The sequence below is a fragment of the Paenibacillus sp. LjRoot56 genome, from assembly GCF_964253335.1.
Classification (GTDB): Bacteria; Bacillota; Bacilli; order Paenibacillales; family NBRC-103111; genus Paenibacillus_E; species Paenibacillus_E allorhizoplanae.
Window position 1 is genome coordinate 1,348,437 of sequence record NZ_CAXURV020000003.1, and the last position, 18,687, is coordinate 1,367,123.

14 protein-coding genes and 1 pseudogene are annotated in these 18,687 nt (G+C 41.5%); 7 read left to right on the forward strand and 8 right to left on the reverse strand.

Annotated features, from left to right (window positions below):
- Window positions 1-47 precede the first annotated feature (47 nt).
- Window positions 48-938 (reverse strand): carbohydrate ABC transporter permease, encoded by an 891-nt coding sequence (locus tag ACSQ8O_RS25040; protein ID WP_056617273.1) that lies wholly within the window; start codon window positions 936-938, stop codon window positions 48-50.
- Window positions 939-968: 30 nt separating this feature from the next.
- Entirely contained in the window at window positions 969-1,892 is a 924-nt protein-coding gene (locus ACSQ8O_RS25045; RefSeq protein ID WP_056617396.1) for an ABC transporter permease, read from the reverse strand.
- A 229-nt stretch (window positions 1,893-2,121) separates the two neighbouring features.
- On the opposite strand from ACSQ8O_RS25045, the gene ACSQ8O_RS25050 reads away from it, so the two are divergent.
- Together ACSQ8O_RS25050 and ACSQ8O_RS25055 are read left to right on the forward strand one after the other, a co-directional pair.
- Window positions 2,122-3,660, forward strand: a complete 1,539-nt coding sequence (locus ACSQ8O_RS25050; RefSeq protein ID WP_436243828.1) for a response regulator transcription factor — start codon at window positions 2,122-2,124, stop codon at window positions 3,658-3,660.
- Window positions 3,657-5,432 (forward strand): cache domain-containing sensor histidine kinase, encoded by a 1,776-nt coding sequence (locus ACSQ8O_RS25055; protein WP_436243829.1) that lies wholly within the window; start codon window positions 3,657-3,659, stop codon window positions 5,430-5,432. The genes ACSQ8O_RS25050 and ACSQ8O_RS25055 overlap by 4 nt, the downstream gene beginning before the upstream one ends.
- A 61-nt stretch (window positions 5,433-5,493) precedes the next feature.
- On the opposite strand, the gene ACSQ8O_RS25060 is transcribed toward ACSQ8O_RS25055, so the two are convergent.
- A complete protein-coding gene (locus ACSQ8O_RS25060) occupies window positions 5,494-9,624 on the reverse strand; it encodes a carbohydrate-binding protein (protein ID WP_436243830.1) in 4,131 nt (1,376 codons plus the stop codon).
- Between the two features lie 334 nt (window positions 9,625-9,958).
- Between ACSQ8O_RS25060 and ACSQ8O_RS25065 the strand changes: the two are divergent.
- The 5 genes and pseudogenes from ACSQ8O_RS25065 to ACSQ8O_RS25085 all read left to right on the forward strand — a co-directional run.
- Window positions 9,959-10,081 (forward strand): annotated as a pseudogene (locus tag ACSQ8O_RS25065) (thioredoxin-disulfide reductase); the annotation flags it as partial.
- 38 nt (window positions 10,082-10,119) lie between these two features.
- The gene (locus tag ACSQ8O_RS25070) at window positions 10,120-10,299 is read left to right on the forward strand and encodes a hypothetical protein (protein ID WP_436243831.1); all 180 of its coding nucleotides are present in this window, start codon (window positions 10,120-10,122) and stop codon (window positions 10,297-10,299) included.
- 274 nt (window positions 10,300-10,573) lie between these two features.
- A complete protein-coding gene (locus ACSQ8O_RS25075; RefSeq protein WP_436243832.1) occupies window positions 10,574-12,097 on the forward strand; it encodes a spore germination protein in 1,524 nt (507 codons plus the stop codon).
- Window positions 12,075-13,202, forward strand: a complete 1,128-nt coding sequence (locus ACSQ8O_RS25080) for a GerAB/ArcD/ProY family transporter (RefSeq protein WP_436243833.1) — start codon at window positions 12,075-12,077, stop codon at window positions 13,200-13,202. The genes ACSQ8O_RS25075 and ACSQ8O_RS25080 overlap by 23 nt, the downstream gene beginning before the upstream one ends.
- Window positions 13,192-14,289 carry a Ger(x)C family spore germination protein gene (locus tag ACSQ8O_RS25085; RefSeq protein WP_436243834.1) on the forward strand — a complete coding sequence of 366 codons (1,098 nt, stop codon included), beginning with the start codon at window positions 13,192-13,194 and terminating at the stop codon, window positions 14,287-14,289. Before ACSQ8O_RS25080 ends, ACSQ8O_RS25085 begins: the two co-directional genes overlap by 11 nt.
- Window positions 14,290-14,412: 123 nt before the next feature.
- Here the strand turns inward: ACSQ8O_RS25085 and msrB are convergent, their stop codons facing one another.
- The 5 genes from msrB to ACSQ8O_RS25110 all read right to left on the reverse strand — a co-directional run bounded on the left by msrB (window position 14,413) and on the right by ACSQ8O_RS25110 (window position 18,589).
- On the reverse strand, window positions 14,413-14,874 hold the full coding sequence (gene msrB / locus ACSQ8O_RS25090) for a peptide-methionine (R)-S-oxide reductase MsrB (RefSeq protein WP_056617294.1): 462 nt from the start codon (window positions 14,872-14,874) through the stop codon (window positions 14,413-14,415).
- 6 nt (window positions 14,875-14,880) lie between these two features.
- On the reverse strand, window positions 14,881-15,894 hold the full coding sequence (gene msrA, locus ACSQ8O_RS25095) for a peptide-methionine (S)-S-oxide reductase MsrA (RefSeq protein ID WP_436243835.1): 1,014 nt from the start codon (window positions 15,892-15,894) through the stop codon (window positions 14,881-14,883).
- Between the two features lie 309 nt (window positions 15,895-16,203).
- Complete coding sequence (locus ACSQ8O_RS25100; protein ID WP_436243836.1) at window positions 16,204-16,551, reverse strand: hypothetical protein; 348 nt, start codon at window positions 16,549-16,551, stop codon at window positions 16,204-16,206.
- A 155-nt stretch (window positions 16,552-16,706) separates the two neighbouring features.
- Window positions 16,707-17,372, reverse strand: coding sequence for a response regulator (locus ACSQ8O_RS25105; RefSeq protein WP_436243837.1), 666 nt, complete (start codon window positions 17,370-17,372; stop codon window positions 16,707-16,709).
- Complete coding sequence (locus tag ACSQ8O_RS25110; RefSeq protein ID WP_436243838.1) at window positions 17,369-18,589, reverse strand: sensor histidine kinase; 1,221 nt, start codon at window positions 18,587-18,589, stop codon at window positions 17,369-17,371. The genes ACSQ8O_RS25105 and ACSQ8O_RS25110 overlap by 4 nt, the downstream gene beginning before the upstream one ends.
- Window positions 18,590-18,687: the final 98 nt, after the last annotated feature.

The following is an 18,687-nucleotide window of genomic DNA, read 5'->3' on the forward strand; positions in this document are numbered from 1 at the left end:
CTTATACGAATGCGCCCAACCACCACCTTTCAGAAATATGAACCTGATTAGGCTTTTACTGCTCCAACCGTCATCCCTTTGACAAAATACTTTTGCAGGAATGGATACACAATAACAATCGGGAGCGTTGCGACGATCGTTGCCGCCATGCGGATCGAATCCGATGATACGGCGAGACGTTTGGCCGAATCCGCCATTTGCTGCGCATCCGACACCATAGAAGACGTCTGATACTGATTCAAAATTTTGACCAGAACCGCCTGCAAGGTCTTCAATTCGGGCTTATACGTGAATACATAGGAATCGAACCAAGAATTCCAGTGACCGATCGCCGTAAACAAACCTATTGTTGCAAGCACTGGCGTTGTTAAAGGCAATATGATCATAACGAAGATTTGCAGATCGTTCGCACCGTCTATCTTCGCTGATTCATCTAATTCCCCAGGAAGCTGTTGAATAAATGTACGTACCAATATCATATAGAAGACATTCATAAGTCCTGGTGCAATGTACACCCAGAAGGTATCAATAAGGTGCAGGCTCTTTAGAATCATATAGTAAGGGATTAAGCCGCCGCCGAAGTACATCGTGAATATGAAAAACAGTGTAATGAATTTACCACCGACCAAATCACGCTTACTCAGCGGATAAGAAAGCAGACAGATGACCAGAACAGCGAGTGGCGTGCCAATCAGTGTACGTGCTATCGTCACTTTGAGCCCATTAATGATTTCCTGATCGCCTAGAATCTGTGCATAGCTTGTCAGGGAGAAATCTCTTGGCCAGAAATAAACGCCGCCCCGGATCGTATCTTCTGCACTATTTAGAGAAAGTACAAGAATGTTCCAGAAGGGGTAGAACGTTGCGATAAACATCAGTAAGAGGAACCCATAAACGAACCAAGCGAAGAAAACATCGCCTTTCGATTTTGTTCTCATGTAAACCCACCCATTCTTATCTTTTCTTAGTTAGAACAATGACTGCTGATTCATTCGCTTGGATAACGAATTGACGCTAACCACGAGGATGAAGGCAATGACTGATTTGAACAACCCTACAGCGGCTCCATAAGAAAACATGCCATTTTGCAATCCGTAACGGTACGTATAGGTATCGATAACATCCGAATATTTCAAGATCGTGTTATTTTGCAATAAATACTGCTGATCGAACCCCGCGTTCAAAATACCCCCTATGGATAAAATAGCCAGAATGACAATCGTAGGGCGTAAAGACGGAAGTGTTACATGGAACATTTGGCGCATGCGACTGGCCCCGTCAACTCTTGCTGCTTCATATAGTTCGGGATTGATAGCGGCTATTGCAGCCAAATACATGATTGCGTTAAACCCCATATCCTTCCACATATTCGAGACGGCAATGATCCCCCAGAAATAATGACCGTTTTGAAAAAATTGCACCGGTTGCTCTGTGATGTGCAGGAGCATCAATATCTTGTTGATCAGCCCCTGTGAAGAAAGCAGTGTGATGATGATATTTGCTGCTATGACCCAAGAGATAAAGTGAGGTAAGTAGGATACCGTTTGCATCACTTTTTTGAATAAACCCGTCTTCACCTCATTGAGCATTAAAGCCAGCAGAATGGGGGCCGGAAATCCGATTAACAGCGATAAGAAGCTTTGCGCAATCGTATTCCGCATAATGATATAGAAATCACCGCTGGTAAAGAAGTACCGAAACCACTCGAAACCGACAAACTTACTTGTAAAAAACTGATGAAAAAATGAACCTCCACCAGGCGAGTAATTGATAAACGCCATGTATAAGCCGAACATCGGACCATACGAGAATAATAGGGTAGAGATGAAAGCCGGCAGGATCATGACGTATAAGTATTTTTGGCTCTTCATCCTTCTGAGTCGCGCTTCCATGTAGTTAACCCGCCTTTTCCAGGCTGCGACGGCTAATGCCGCTCGATCACAACCATCATCATTTTGTATATTCTCATTATAGGAATGGGCAATTAACAATTCTATACAAACATCCTCCGAAACGTACTCCAAATGAACGATCCTTGGGTTTGGTCATTGTTTATTTGAGCTATACGTTTTACAATAAATGGTGTTATAACTGGCGTTTAGAAAGGTGGTAGCGCTCTCAATGTACAGCATACTGCTGGTAGACGATGAAAGAATGGAACTCGAGATGCTCGCCGATTACGTTCGCTGGGGTGACATGGGTATTCGTGTCGCTGGCACAGCGAAGAACGGTAGAGAAGCGCTTCAGCGCATGGAAGAACTTCGACCTGATATCATATTAACAGACGTCCGTATGCCTATTATGGACGGCCTGGAATTCAGCAGGCGAGCCAAACAGATCAATCGCAATGTCCAAATCGTATTCCTAAGTGGTCACGATGAATTTCACTATATTAAAGCAGCGCTGTCGGTTGAAGCGATCGGCTATTTATTGAAGCCACTTGATATGGGAGAGCTTCAACTTTTAATGGAGAAAGTGAAACAGAAGTGTGAGGAATTCCGGATTTCCTCTCAGACCTCGGAAGTCCTCAAAGAATCCTATCTGAGGGAGCTGGTGCAGGAAAGTAGTCCTCTGGTTAGATCCCAATGGATCGAGAAACTAGTCTTGCTGCCATCTTCGATCCCTTCAAGCGGTCTTTTTCAATTGATCTACCTAACTATTGACCCTGTTAACCATTATGGTGTGGAGCTCGTAACACAGATCCGCAATTTCGCACAGGCGGAAATCCCTCGTTCCTTTCTCTGTCAAATGAAAGAAGGAACCTTCCTACTTCTCTGCCATAAGCAAGATACAGCGTCACTCGAGCTATACCATGCAGCAGAGCAACTGATTCGCTATATCAACGACAGCAACAACGCGATCATTTCAATCGGTGTCTCCGACGTTCAGCTGGGCTGGGATAGCCTATACGAGCTATATGATGGCGCTAAACGAGCGAATGAAAGCAAGTTTTATTACGGCTTGGGGACATGTATAAGGGCCGATCAAGCTGTCGAGCCGGTGTACAAAGAGGTGAACCCTGAACAGGCAATTGCTTCACTTTGTCATGCTATTTCCCATTTACAAGAAGCTGTCGCCAGCACTGTTATTCATGACTTCTTTAACGAATTGCGCACCTCCAAGGTTGATCGAGACCTAGTCTGCTCAAGCTCATTGCGCCTTATTACCGCCATCGAGCAGCATTTTACCAATATTATCGGTGGTGACTCCGTGAATGCCATGTATGTCGACGATTGGAAGGGGATAGCCAATTGTTCAACCATCAATGAAATTGAAAATCACATTTTGGGTGTCTGTCATGCCATCCTCTCTCTTATGAAAGAAAAGGACAAGGACAAGAATCTTTATATTATTCATCAAATTACTAGTCTTATCGACAACAGCTTCAGCAGACAGTTAACCATCGAGGATCTTGCGAAACAAGTGTATCTGTCACCCAATTATGTACGAACTTTATTTAAGGAAAAAACGGGAGAAACGATATTGGAATATTTGACACGCATACGCATTCATCATGCAGCTGAGTTACTAAAGGATAAATCCAAAAAAATCCATGAGATTGCTGCATCCGTTGGATACGAAAATGTCTCTTATTTCTGCTCCGTATTTCAAAAGTTCAAAGGAACGACCCCTAACGAATACAGGAAAAAACTTTTATGAAACAGAGACGATTGCCATGGCCACTCCGATTTGTAGCCAAAACGTTTCTTAATCTCAATTTGAATCGTAAATTATTCGCCGTCTTTTGCATCGTTTCCATCTTACCCTTATTGTTTTTCGTCAAATATTCCTATGACACGACCAAACAGGAGTTAACGACACAAATCTACTCCAATATGATTGCAACGACCGATCAAATTAACACGAACTTGGAAACGAAACTTGATTCCTATTCGAAAATATCAGCTTCTCTTTATTTGGATAATACGTTACGTCTGCTATTGATCAAAGATTACTCTGAAGACGAAACAGAGTACGTGGATTCCTACATATACTTCAATAATGTAATGAAAAATGTATTGGCAACGAATCCCGATATTCGGGCGGTATCCATTTACATAAGCAATACCACATTTCCTGCGGATAGCGTATATATTAAGCGAATTGATGCTGCAGCCAAAGCAACCAATTGGTACGCGTCTATCGCCAACTCTCATGGTAATGTGACTTACAGTGTTTCCACAAATACAGATGCCACTGAGCCTGTATTCACCCTAGCACGATTGCTCAATAACAACAGCCTTAACTTTCCTTACGGTATTCTTACGTTCGATATTGCCGAAGCCGACATCTATCGGCTCATGGAGAAAGAAGATAAACATAAAGATATTTATATCGTCAATGAGAACGGCAATATTTTATCCAACCGCAATAAAGCGTATCTGAATCAAAATATCGACACCTTGATCCCCGGTACTTTTGGTGAGAACAAATCAGGAAGCTTTGACAGCATATACAATGGTGAAAAATCGCTCGTCGTTTACAATACGATTAAAAATGGCTGGAAAACGATTTCCGTTATCCCCTACAAGAGCTTCATGACGAATGCTCAAAAAGCCTCTAAACGAGTTCTACTCATGGCTTTAAGCAGTATAGCGATCTCCGTTGTATTAATTTATATAACCTCACGGTTCTTCACCAAACGAATCGAATCCCTGCTTCAAGTCATCCGACGGGTAGAAAGGGAGGATTTTAATGTCAGCATGACGTTTATGGGGCATGACGAAATTGGACAGCTATCCTTTGCCTTCCACAAGATGACAGGTCGCCTCAAAGAATTGATTAATGAGGTCTACAAAAAGGAAATTGCAAAAAAAGAAGCGGAAATGAACATGCTGCAAGCCCAAATCAATCCGCACTTTTTATATAACACGCTGGCTTCTATCTCGGCATTAGCCATTAAGCATGGGGATAACAGAATTAACGAAATGGTCTCGCACCTCGCTAAGTTTTATCGAATTTCATTGAATAAAGGAAAAATGATATTACCCATCAGTGAAGAAATCAAACTCACGAAGTATTACCTTGCCATTCAACAACATCGATTTGAAGGATTGCTTCGACTCCATTATGACATTGATGATTCTGTCCTTGTTTATCAGACAGTCAAACTAGCCTTGCAGCCATTTGTAGAGAATGCCATCAATCATGCTGTTTGGGACGATGAAATGGGCATTAATATCATCATTAGAGTGTACAGGGATGATTGCGATATTTATCTGGAAGTGATCGACGACGGGATGGGCATGCAGCCTGAAACTCTTGAACGTGCTTTAAATAAAACCGATAACATTTCGGGGTACGGGATTACTAATGTTGACCAGCGGATCAAATTAGCCTTTGGCGACGAATACGGTGTTAATCTCTATAGCAAGTTTGGGATCGGAACGAAGGCGCAAATTCGTATTCCTCTGCACGGTATTCATTCTTAACATGGTTAATAAATGCGACTTGTGAAACAAAGGGGCTCTCGCGAGAGCCCCTTTGTTTTAGCTATTTACTGGTCTTTTGGATGAAATAATCAATATCGGCAATAAGGATGTCAGAGAATTCTTTGGTGATCTTCTTGCCGGCAGTTAATACTTGCACAAAGATTCGCAGTGCTTTTAATTGCAGGACAGTCGCATCTTTATTATGGCTGCGCACAATCGCTTCCACTTTGGCAAGCAACTCCTTGCCCTTGTCTGATATTGTGATCGAACCATTCGCAACACCGATATTAATGAGATCCATGAAATGATTGGTATCCATCTCTACCTGCAGCGTATACGTATTTGCCGTCACATTGCCGGCCAGATCCGTCCCGATGATCTCGATCACATGGTTTCCAACGGTTAAGGATGCAGGAACAGCTTGAACTGGATTGCCCGAGTTTTTCTTATCTAGTTGAATACTGCTACTGCCTATACCGCTTAACGCATCCGTGATCTGAACCGATAGGTTCAACGGATCTGTCTGCCAAATTGTTAATGGACCGTTTATTTGGACAACGGGTGCTGTACGATCGATGCCTACCGTCACTTGCTTGGATGCCTCCACATTGCCGTATCGATCCTTCGAACGATAATGAACGCTGTAAGCACCTTCCGTGGATAGCGTAACAGGTCCATTAACCGTTACCCAATTTCCGCTATTTAGCTGATATTCAGTCAACAGTATGCCGGTGCCTCCTTGTTGATCCACTGCGTTGAAGGTCATCTTGATGTCTTTATTGGTAAAAGTGCCGGAACCGCTGATCCCGTCGAAGATGACGTTGGTCGTAGGAGGTACTGTATCTAGCTGAAGCTTAAATAGTTTAGACTCGGCGGGCTTCAGGGTTACATTCAGCATACCGCTCACCTTATCCTCGGCTCCTGTCCATAGATCCGTTCGTAGATAGTTACTGGCGCCATTCAATCCAGCACGGGCCAAATCAATGGACTTCGTCGCAGAGGAAGCTCCGCTGTAATTGAAGACAGCCACATAATACGTGCCATTGTGATTCAACACGAAAGTCTCGGCCGCATTCGCTCCCGTATTCCCTTCCACTGCTTGGAAAGCCTTACCTAGTAAAGCGACTTCATTGACTGCCTTGTTTGTCAATAATTCGTTCATGTAGGTTTGAGCAGTCTCATTATGCACATCATCCGAATTCAAGAAAACCGTACCCGAAATAACGGCAGAATTTACTCTGCTGCGCGCCTCATCCATGGAACTAGCCCTCGACAACGACATATGATCTGGGTCGGTGTAAGGATAAATCGTTCCGTTCTGCCACCAACCATAGGTGAGCGAGTTCAGCTCATATTCGGTTTCACTGATTTTGCCATATACATCACAAGATATTCGACGGCTGTGCGCATATTGACTAGGAAATAACGGCGCAATCGATTCGCTAATGAACATGCTGCCATTTATGACATGATTCACGTACGCCATCCCTTGATTATAAGCTTGAATACCGGTGGTTACAGTCGGGTCGGCATGCTTCCCTTCTAAAGAACCATGCGTTAAGAAATCCAATTTAATATACGTGAAACCTAAAGCTTTAAATTTACCCAAAAAATAGTCCATTCGTGCCTTCGTACCCGGATGAGTCGGATCAAGTGCATAGGCGCCATCCAGCGTAGGGAAGATTTTCCCCGTGCTGTCTCTCAATACGATGTCTCCGTACGTATATTGATTGTTCGTCCCCTCAACCGTCTGACTCATATTCGTGCCCCAGTAGACGAAGGGTCCCCAATAAATACCGGCTTGCTGACCATTTTGGTGAATGGCTGTCACCGCATTTTGCAGCTGAGTATCCGTTAAATTGTCCCAATAGGAGTCTAAGTTAATGTAGAGTGAGCCCTTGTTGTTAAAAGATTTGTTTTGTAGGTGCTCCTTGAAATAATTCGACGTGTCGATAATATCTTGGTAGGTGAGATCGCTGCCGTAGGCTCCCCAACTGTTCCAGCCTACCGGAACCTCGTGGGCAACTGAGCCCTGGAAGCTTAATGGCGGAGTAAACACGGCGTTCGCACGCCCGTATTCCTCGAGACCATCACGGTAGTCGGCAAAGTAGCCGACAAACATAGTTGGTGATGTTACTTCCACACCCGAAATGCTTCCGTGAGGCACAGTATCGTGTGTAATGTTGGATGATGCTCCGCCATACACCGTGAGGTTGTTCAATTTATTATTGGAACCGTTCCAGGAGATACCCGTCTTCCACGTATCATGCGTGACAGAGCCGATCACGAGACCATTCCGATTCACATTATTGTAAATAGCCGTTACTTCATAACCCGTGTTCGAAGTGTTGATCGATTGAGCTTTATACCGTATCCAATTATCATTATCAAAAGGGACAAATAGCGCTCTATTATCCGCATAGCTGCCAATATCCACGCCGCCACTATTGTTCACAACAATAGGTGCTATGGTATTCGTCGTCATGGATGCGGTGTTAGCCGCTTTTAACTGAGTCAGGAAGAAGTTCTTCCCTTCATACAAGGTATAGATTTGATGAAGCGTAGGTTTACCAGGCAATTCGTTGATGACAGTAAAACGAATTCCTACGCCGAAACCGTCATGAACGGGGACGATCGCCGCGTCTGATAAGGTATGCTGTGGATAACTCTTGCTGGTGACGAGCTCGCCCAATTGTAAGCTGCCGTAAACGCCTTTTACAACTTTGGCATCCTTCCATGAATAATCGGCCATGCCGCTATCCGTATGGTACGTAATAGTCGTATCACCATTCGAAAAAGTCGCGCCATACGTATAATGTGTTACGGTAATGGCACCGTACTGTTTCGACTCGCCGGGTTCGCCAAGACTGCTGTCGACATGATCGTCATCACCAGGATCTTGTACAATCTTCGGACCGACGACGATTTTATCCAAATCCGGGGAGTAGCCGTTGCCGTCAGCGAACTGGATCGTGTTGCTGCCAGCCACTAGAGCCAAAGGAATCACATACGTATTCACTGTGTTCCAGTCCGGTGTTTTGGGAAAATCATAGGTCTCCGACGTTCCACCATTTGCACTGACTTGTACAGAGCGAGGATCGCCAGAAATATAAGAAACCGTAACTTGATAATTCCCTGTTGAAGCCACTTCTACCCCATTAAATTGCAGGGAGCTGCCTTGATATAAATTGCCGACTTTTTTGCCTCCTGAACAGTTGCTGCAATTTGAAATGCTTGCTTTGCCACCAAGTGTGTTCGTGGAAGCTTCTGCTTCATAGGTTACACTTTTGGGGGATACAGAGATCTTATCGATATCCGGGGAATACGAATTGCCATCAGACAAGATAATCGTATTGCTGCCCGCCTGTAAAGTAAGATCGACGTCAAATGTACCGACCGTATTCCAATCCGTCGTTTTCGGCAGATCATACAGCTCGGATGCCCCTCCGTTAGCACTGACTTGAACAGACCTAGGATCACCGGAAATATAGGAAAGCCTCACCGAGTAGATACCGGGAGCATTCACTTGGATTTGATTGAATTGTAATGCGCTTCCTTGATATAAGTTGCCGACTTTCTTACCTCCTGAACATGACCCGCAATTAGACACCGAAGCTTTGCCTGTTAGCAAATTGATAGCAGACTCCGCTTCGTAATTCTGAGCGAATACCGGAGGTGGATCACCTCCGCCACCATCTCCAGGATTCTGCGTACCAGCGGGACTAATCAAGATTTTATCAATGTCCGGCGCATACCAATTTCCGTCGTCAAACACGATGGCATTCGCACCAGCATTGAGTTGAAGCGTAATATCAAACGTGCCAACCGTGCTCCAGTCCACCGTTTTGGGCAAATCGTAATTTTCCGCACTCCCTCCATTTACATGGATGTTCACCGAACGGGGATCGCCGGATATATAAGAAACCGACATCTTGTAACTTCCAGCTTCGTTTACTGTTACGCCGTTAAATTGCAACGAGCTTCCTTGATAGAGACCGCCTACCTTCTTACCTCCGGAACATCCGGTACATTCAACCACTGATGCGTTTCCACCTAGGAGATTAACTGTCGCCTCTGCTTCGTAGGTTTGACCTTCCGCATACGCAGTTTGAACGCCAATACCCGCGTTGGCTGGCAACGCGACTAACAATAGCATGAACACAATTAGCCATTTCGCGATCCTATCTCTCATAACATCTCTCCTTGTACAATGAATTTACATTCATGTCTATTATAGGAATGAAGTCGAGGAGATCTCTACGCGATTATCTTCAGATATATAACGTTAATTAACAGTCTTTTTAAATGATCAGTTAAATACAGAGGATCTTATTGTTGTGTTGAATAAATCCAAATGAAAAAGTCTATATGCAACTTCGGATTAATGTGACTTAAAATGATTTCATCGGAATGTGCTTAACTTGCCTCCATGTCAGGCCATAGACCGCAGATTCCTCCAGTTTTTGAATACGTTTTTCTCTAGGAACCGCCGGTTTAGGCGGCTTTTTGGCTTGCCGATCCTTCATGGCGTGTTTGCATGCGGAGATGTCCAGGACAACAAATATCGTCAGGCGATTACTGCGGCGGGTAGCGGTGTAATGGCAGCTATCGATGTCGAGAGATTTTTGGAGCATAACGAAAACCATTAATTCACAATATATGAAGAAGGGATTGATAACCATGGAACGTGGATAGAATTCGCAAGCAGTATCCGATGGATCGCTTGAACGAAAATGTAGCCGCGATTAATACGTCCACGGGACTCGCTCGAGTAACTCCAGAGCAATCGCTCCGCTATAACCTGTACCATGAAGGTTTGCACTTCGCAACCCTATCTACTTATAAAAGATTATTGTCCCAAGAATAGCAAAAGTGAAAAATAGCCTCTCAAAGAGAGGCTCCAAATAAAATTCATCGAAATAGAAAAGTTGCAATTCCTTCCAAAAAGAAGCGATTGTAACTTTTTTCTATTTGTATTTTTCCATTGATCCATCATTCGTTACCTAATCTCCCATCCGATGCCAATCGTCTGCGAATGCTTGGGGGGTGGGCTATAAAGCTGATATTGGTGTCTATATACATATTTGTAGGATTTATGGTTCATATTATAACAAATGTTATTTTCAAAGGTAGGTACTTACATGTGGCGCTTTCGAACAAAAATCAAAAAAATTCTCCTAAAGGATTCAGATACAGATTTTAGGAATCCACATCATATGCATGAGTCGAATAATATAAAAGCTTCTAATGAAAAAACAAAAACAGAAGCTAATATGGAAAAGACACTTGCGAAATTCGGGGATAGTTTTGACCTTGTTCACCGTTCATTTCATCAAGGTACCATTCACCTTATATATTTAAATTCATTAGTAGATTCCAACACATTAGAGTGGGAAATACTTTCACCATTAAGAGAAATGTCATTCAATGATTTCGGAAATTCCCTTCAACAATCCCTTTATAAACAAGTAAATAATCAAGAGGAAATCATACAAGGAATATTAGACGGCAATGTGACAATGTTCACTGGGGAGTATACCTATTTAATAAATGTGTCTGGATTTGAAGAACGTGCCATTTCACAATCTGAAACAGAAACTGTAATCAGTGGGCCACATGACTCTTTTAATGAGGCATTAAAAACGAATGTATCGTTGATTAGAAGACGAGTCAGAAGTTCTCGTTTAAAAATGATTACGTTATCTGTCGGGGAAATTTCAAGAACAAAAGTTCTTATCATCTATATTGAGGGTATTGCAAAAATGGATGTTGTGAATCAGCTGAAAGAAAGGATTCAATCGATTAAAGTTGATTCCATAACTGACTCCAATGTTTTGGTTCAAATGTTAGATGATCATCAAAACTCCCCATTCCCTCAATTTTATACCACGGAAAGACCAGATATTGCTGTGACAAAACTATATGCTGGAAAGATAATTGGACTTGTCGAAGATAGTCCAAACATTTTTTGTACGCCTTCCAGTTTCTCTGATTTTTTCGAGTCACCAGATGACTATAATCAGCGTTGGACTATAGGAACAGCGGTTAGGATTCTACGATACTTTGCTTTATTTATTACCTTAGTACTTACAGCTTTTTATGTCTCTATTTGTACGTTTCATTACGAAATGATTCCACAATCCCTACTACAAAGCCTTATGCAGTCTAGAAGTAGAGTGCCTTTTGCACCTTTCGTTGAAGCTATGTTTTTAGAAATAGTAATTGAACTTTTAAGAGAGGCGGGTGCGAGGCTGCCTACAAAAATTGGTCAAACAATTGGCGTAGTAGGCGGTATTGTGATTGGCCAAGCAGCTGTTGAAGCTGGGGTTACCAGCAATATCTTAATCATTGTTGTTTCTGTATCGGCGATAGCTTCATTCATAGTACCCAGTTATATTATGAGTTCTTCCGTTAGAATCATTAGGTTCCTATTTATTGTAATGGCAGGATTTTTGGGTAATATCGGCATTTTCTTCGCATTAGGAATAGTTATCATCCACTTAACCGGGTTAACAAATTTATCAGCACCTTATGTTAAGCCTGTTTCTGCCACCTTCTTCAAAAATTTGATGGAGGGCATTGTGAGAGGGCCTTTTTATAAAATTAAAAAGGAGCAACCGAAACATTCTTTGATGCAAAACGATGGTGAAAATGAGAGGAATTAATGGTGACAATATGAAAGAACGGCTCAATCCACTTCAACTGTCTTTACTTTTCTATAGCATCCAAAATGGGCTTGTCTTGTATACATTACCTCGAGTAACTGCCGAATATTTTGGAACAAATGGCTGGTTAAGTATTATTTTCATTTTCGTACTCGTTAATATGAATATTACGATGATTGCAATAAGTTATAAGCTGGGCAAAGGAAGATCAATATTTGAAATCATAGAGGCAACAGTTCCCAAGTGGGTAATGGTTCCTTTCTATTTGTTTATCATTTGTGTTTGGATTGGAATGGCAAGCATGATTATGAGGGAATATATCTTCATCATGAAAATAATGTTTTATCCAACATTACCTGCCATATTTTTTGTCATATTCTTTACTCTTCTTAGTTTTCTATTATTAAGAGGTGGAATCTACCATATTGCTAAAGCACTTGTGGCTTTATTCTTCGTCGTGATTCCAATGATTGTTTTGCTTTTTTACCTTATTCCAGAATTTGATTTTGCACGTTTCACGCCTTTCATTTTTAAAGGAGATACAGATTTTTTCAAGGGGACTCTTCATGTTTATTCAGCATTCTTAGGTATTGAAGTTTCCATTCTTTTTTTCCCTTTTGTTGAAAAAAAATGGACGAAAGCACTTTTTATTGGAAATATGCTCTCAACGTTCATTTATTTAATTATCACCTGTATAAGCTTTGGCTTTTTTAGCTTCGATCAAATATTAAATGATCTATACCCCGTTATGACATTGTTTGAATATACAGAAGTTTCATTCATTTCACGCGCCGAGAATCTTTGTTTTTGTGTGTATGCCTTCAAGGTATTATCAACAACTATCATTTATTATTGGGGAGCTCAGCAATTTTTTGGGAATATGGTAAAAAGTGTAAAACCTAATGTTTGGATTATTATCATACTAGCAAGCGGTTTTATACTTGCATTGATTCCAGATTCTCTGTTGGATGTTAAAAAATGGTTGAACTTGTTGAGTAATTGTTCAATCGGAATTGCTTGGGCATTACCTATGTTCGTATTATGCAACCTGTCTATTCAAATTCTTAAAAAAAAGATGCCTAGGGAGACAGATCATGCAAAATAAAAAACTTGTATTGATCGCAATATGCTGTTTGTTAGTAACAGGTTGTGCAGAAAGAAATATTATTGAAGAATTGGCCATACTTGAAGCTGGTGCTTACGATTTGTCGGAAAGTGATGTAAATCCAATTAGAACAACAGTCCTTTTTCCCACTGTTACTAAAGAAGGATTGGTTGATACAATGACGCTTACTGCAAATGGTAAATCCGTTCATGATACTTTCCTAAAAATCCAAAATTTAACGAATTTAAAGTTAGTTGGAGGTCAGGGTACGATTCTCTTTGGTGAGGAACTGTTGAAAAAAGGTCTTATCAATGTTGTGAAGTCATTTACAAGGGATCCAGAAATCGGAACTCGCGTTAAATTTGCTATCGTGGAGGGAAATGCAGGGAATTTACTTAAAAAAAAGTTACCCTCTGTCGAAGATAATGCTGAGTTTCTTTACACGTTCTTGGATAAGGCGGGCAAACAAAATAAAGCTTTTATTACAAATAAATATCGTTTTTTAAGAGATTATTATGACGATGGTATTGATCCGGTACTACCCGTTTTTTCATCTGAAGGCGAGAGCATTGAATTAAAAGGATTGGGTATTTTTAAAGGAGATCAATATGTTACACGCCTAACCTTAAGTGAAACACAGATCTTTAATTTATTAATGGGTGACATCAAAAATGGCAGATTAATGATTAATATGAATCCTGAAGAGTCAGGAGAAAATTATCAGCTTTTGTTAAATAATATTAATTCTAAAAATGATAAAAAAATGAACACAGGAAATATGTCGGTCGAAGTCATTTTAGATGTAAAAGGAAGCGTCCTTGAATACACAGGCACCATGGATATAACTCAAGAGCAGTATCAAAGAGAATTGGAAAAACAGGTTGAAAAATATATACTAACCAGTTCAGAAAAGCTGTTAGCCAAATTACAAAAAGTTCAAACAGATCCTATCGGAATAGGAAAGGTGGTACGCAATCATTTATCATATGAAAGATGGAACAATATGAACTGGAATATGACTTATTCAAACTTGAATATTAAAGTAAAAGTAAAAGTAGATCTGACTCATATCGGAAAATCAAAATGATCTTAGGGATGGTTAGGTGCATTATGTAACCATTAAAAAATACGAACGTTAGTTGTAAGTGAAGAAACAAAGTAAGGATTCTATCTCCATTATTGGTGATAGAATCCTTATAGAGGTTTGATGCTATACCTCGCTAAATAGTGCGAGATAGGCACCGTATCCTTTTTCTTCAAGCTCATCTTTTGAAATGAATTTCATGGATGCAGAGTTCACACAGAATCGCAATCCTGTCTCGCCTGGTCCGTCATTAAACACATCACCTAGGAAGGAATCCGCATTTCGACTTCTGACTTCGCACCCAGAAAAGAATCCTTTATTTTTCAGAACAACGTTAGTGGAATCCAGTGGTTTTGTAAAACTCGGCCAGCCTGTACGTGCATCGAATTTATCCTTCGAACTAAACAGCGGCTCGCCTGAAACGATATCTACGTAAATACCCTCAGCTTCATTATCCCAGTATTCATTCTCATACGGCCTCTCGTCCACACCATGCTGGGTTACATTATATTGTTGTTTGGTCAGCGTTTTTAACTTTTCTTCTTTATTAAAATCGCCATGATAACTTTGCTTTGAGTTCGTACTCATGTTTCATCACTCCCAGTCCCACATATTTTGTTCCAGATACCGCGGATCGGAGAAGTACTTGTTCATCGTATTCTTTACCGATAAGCGAACTCTCTTGTAATAGTTCTGATGTTCGTCCTCGGCTTTGTAAAATGTTGATGCAGCGGCGACCTTCGTTACGACTGGTTTAGAGAACTGTTTGGATGCATCCAATTCCATTCGAGATGCTTCCACGATCTCTTTTTGTTCAGGGCTTGTGTAAAAAATGGCGGAATGATCTCCAGCATGCGTTGGATCGACGTTTTTCCAGAAATTCTGAAGCAACTCCCCATACGAAATCACATTCGGGTCGTAATGAATCTCAACCGACTCAAGATGGTCGGACGTTTTAGAAACGACTTTTTTGTAAGTCGGTTTGTCATCTTTTCCACCCGTATAGCCGGTGTATACATCTGTAACGCCTTCAAGCTCACGGAACGACTTTTCCAAGTGCCAGAAGCAACCGCCAGCAAAGATAGCGGTATCTGAAGACGGAGATGAGCTTTCATTATCCGCCGACAAAACATCTTGATCCTCGCTCGTATGCGACCTCAGCGATTTATTCATGCCGTAAATGATGCCTTGGTGATAGGACATGTGCAACGTAGTCGCGTAGATGAGTTCACCGATATTCTCGGCACGCAGTAAATTCTCGCTCACGGGCTCATCCAGTTTATCTTGTAAGGTATCGTGGATATGATTGCGGAGTTCTTTCAAATGAGCGATTAATACGTTCCACTCCGGCGGTTCTTCCCTCCAATCACTTGGTTTCGTACCGTAAGCGAAAAAGCTTTTATAGCTTTCCGGAAGAACTAGATGACGCTTGGAAAGACCAAGCACGTCGAATTGTGCAATGTAAAGAACATGACCCAGATGCCAATGTATGTTGTTTTTATATCCTTCCGGAATGATACTGCGCTTGTCCGGTGGACACTGGTTGCATGCATGTATGAATTGATTCATGTGTTTATCCAATAAGCGCAATGCGAATTCAGCTCTCATTTTATTGTTCCCCTCCCCGAATCAGTAGTTCAAAAAACAATTAATTTCATAAAAAGAGCCCGCAGCTAAAATAATGAGAAGAAATATAATGAATTTTTTTCGCATAGCGGAAAACCCCTTTTTCATGAATTTGTGAATCGCGTTCAATGATGTAACTACTTATAATTATTTTATTGGTTACGAATATATCACGAAAATTGAATGATTACAAGTAACCTCCTATATTAAAATATGATAGTTACAATAACGATTCGTAAACAAGCAACCCAACTATACTTTGGGCTGCATGATTTACCAAATTGATACCAATTAGCTAATCATTTTCCCGCAATCAAAGAATTCGCGGCAAATGACCAAATGATCGGTCAAGCCCATTGCGTCATTGGTGCTGCTGACCTCATCTATCTTTTTGACCATGGCAGTTGCTTCATCAAACATAATCGCACGCCCCACATAAGTAATCGAATACTCCATGACATAATATCCGTTGCCGGTTTCTGTTGACTTATTCAAAATTAATGTAACATCAGGTGCTGAATCGTCGTCGGCTTCGTAAGAATAAATATGGATTTCCCATGTTTTCAAGCAATCAGGACAATCGCAACAATAACAATCATCATGCTTGAATTTGTCCAGTTCAAACCAGCCTTTTTTCATCCATTCACTTCCTTTGCCTTTATGCTCGAAGAGTATAACATGAATAGATTGTAAACAAAGCTGTGAAAAGTCATGAACTGCCTACGAAAAAAGGCAAAACTTTGGATAGCAAAGCATGATAATTTTCATGCTTCTATGCCAAAAGTCATGCCCATTCAACCCAGTAGATGACGTACTGCAAATAGAGCTACTTGTGTCCTATCACGAAGCCCCAGTTTTGCTATTAAACTAGAAACGTGATTCTTCACGGTACCTTCTGTCAGATATAACATGCCGGCAATTTCTTTATTATTAAGCCCGCGTCCCAATAAGGCGAGCACATCCTTCTCTCGGTCAGTCAATGGACTTAGCTTCTCTGGCTCTGCTTTACTTAATGTGTGTGTCTGATTAGGGTGCCTATCCGACATCGTAATTAATTCTTTGAGCAGCATCGACGTGATATCGTGTTGAAGTACCGTTCCGCCATTGTACACCGTTTGAATGCTACTAATGATCGCTTCCGAGGGCATATCCTTCAGTAAAAAGCCATGAACGCCTTTTTCCAACACCTTCATAATGAGTTCCGCGTCATCAAAAGTAGTTAGAATCAACACCTTCGTCTCGGGGTAGTGTTTCAGAATCAATTCCGTACCTTCAACACCATCCATCCCCGGCATTCGAATATCCATCAACACAACATCCGGTCGCAGTTCGGCGACTTTGGCAAAGGCATCTCTACCGTCCTCGGCGGTGCCAACTACTTCCATCCCTAGCTCCAAATTAATGATTGTGGCAAGGCCATCTCGCATCAGCCGCTGATCATCGACAATCAGGATTCTCAAGGATGTCCCTCCATTTCTGTTTGGGCATAGGGAAGCTTCACTTCAACCGAAAAGCCTGTTTTCTGATCGATACCAAAATGTACATCCCCTTTCCACTCCCTCACCCTTTCCCTCATATTCAGTAAACCAAACCCTAGATTCAGTTCGGTAGGCAGTTCGCCATCATTCCGTATACTTAGTGAAAATTCATTTTCGGCAAAAGCCAGCGAAATGACTGCATGGGCCGCATGGCCATGCTTCTGCGCATTCGTAAGCGATTCTTGTACAATTCGATACGCCGTTAACTGAAGATCTCCTGGTAAGGCAACAGGGGTCCCCTCGACTTCAAGAACCGTTTGAACCTTGGCAAATTGGGTGAACTCTTCTGCTATACGGGTCAGGCTTTCTTCTAATGAAGTTGATGTAATCGATTCGTCGCGTATGGCCCTTACGGAAAGACGTACCTCTTGCAAGGCAGACCTAACTAAATCTTCACATACCAAGTAGGTTTGTTCGCTGCGTAAAGGATCCATTTTGCTTAGTTTGCGTGCCACTTGCATTTGGACCAACAATGCCGTTAGTTTATGACAAACCGTATCATGGATATCCCGTGCAATACGTACTCTTTCCCTCGCGGCTGCCCACTCTTCCGTCTGGCTTGCATAGGCCTGCAGTTGTTCGTGAGATTGCATCAATTGTGTATACAATTGCATGGTTTCTTTACTTGCCCTTTGATAAAAATGAATCAAATAACTTACTATGCATGCGAACACAATGAACGAAGAGGAAATAAAATAGCTTGTTTTATCAAATCGTCCATACATATACCAATCAATGCTGCCCATCGTAATTAAATAGATCACTAATAAACATATGCCCGTTAGGATCAGCGTACGGGTATTCTTGACAAACATGCAAATTGCTAAAGCTGTAATGCCATTAAATAAATGATTGGGGATTTGGCCGCCAATATACACATAGCCGTAAGAAGCGGTTAATAAGAAATCGATGATTAAGAGGAACAAGAGCCATTGCTTTTTCATTTTGGCATAATACAGATTCACGAAAAGAAAAACGAACACCGAAAGTACAACAAAACTTAATCTCCAAAAGATCGCAATCGAGTTTTCAACATAAAACATGCCTGTCAGAACCAAATCATAAACGAGCTTCAGCCCGAACAGCCACCTCAACGAAGCAGGATTTTTCCAGACCATATCCGTAACTTTCGGGATCATCGATAACTCCCTTCTCATGTGACGCCATGTAAGGGAATTTATACCCTATTGATATAGTCTTAACCAGATTACGTTGTCCTATTAATACCAAGCACAAA

Bases quoted from the DNA above. Each gene is read 5' to 3' on its own strand.
- ACSQ8O_RS25040 (WP_056617273.1), bottom strand. From the start codon at position 938: ATGAGAACAAAATCGAAAGGCGATGTTTTCTTCGCTTGGTTCGTTTAT.
- ACSQ8O_RS25045 (WP_056617396.1), bottom strand. From the start codon at position 1,892: ATGGAAGCGCGACTCAGAAGGATGAAGAGCCAAAAATACTTATACGTC.
- ACSQ8O_RS25050 (WP_436243828.1), top strand. From the start codon at position 2,122: ATGTACAGCATACTGCTGGTAGACGATGAAAGAATGGAACTCGAGATG.
- ACSQ8O_RS25055 (WP_436243829.1), top strand. From the start codon at position 3,657: ATGAAACAGAGACGATTGCCATGGCCACTCCGATTTGTAGCCAAAACG.
- ACSQ8O_RS25060 (WP_436243830.1), bottom strand. From the start codon at position 9,624: ATGAGAGATAGGATCGCGAAATGGCTAATTGTGTTCATGCTATTGTTA.
- ACSQ8O_RS25075 (WP_436243832.1), top strand. From the start codon at position 10,574: ATGTGGCGCTTTCGAACAAAAATCAAAAAAATTCTCCTAAAGGATTCA.
- ACSQ8O_RS25080 (WP_436243833.1), top strand. From the start codon at position 12,075: ATGGTGAAAATGAGAGGAATTAATGGTGACAATATGAAAGAACGGCTC.
- ACSQ8O_RS25085 (WP_436243834.1), top strand. From the start codon at position 13,192: ATGCAAAATAAAAAACTTGTATTGATCGCAATATGCTGTTTGTTAGTA.
- msrB (WP_056617294.1), bottom strand. From the start codon at position 14,874: ATGAGTACGAACTCAAAGCAAAGTTATCATGGCGATTTTAATAAAGAA.
- msrA (WP_436243835.1), bottom strand. From the start codon at position 15,894: ATGAGAGCTGAATTCGCATTGCGCTTATTGGATAAACACATGAATCAA.
- ACSQ8O_RS25100 (WP_436243836.1), bottom strand. From the start codon at position 16,551: ATGAAAAAAGGCTGGTTTGAACTGGACAAATTCAAGCATGATGATTGT.
- ACSQ8O_RS25110 (WP_436243838.1), bottom strand. From the start codon at position 18,589: ATGATCCCGAAAGTTACGGATATGGTCTGGAAAAATCCTGCTTCGTTG.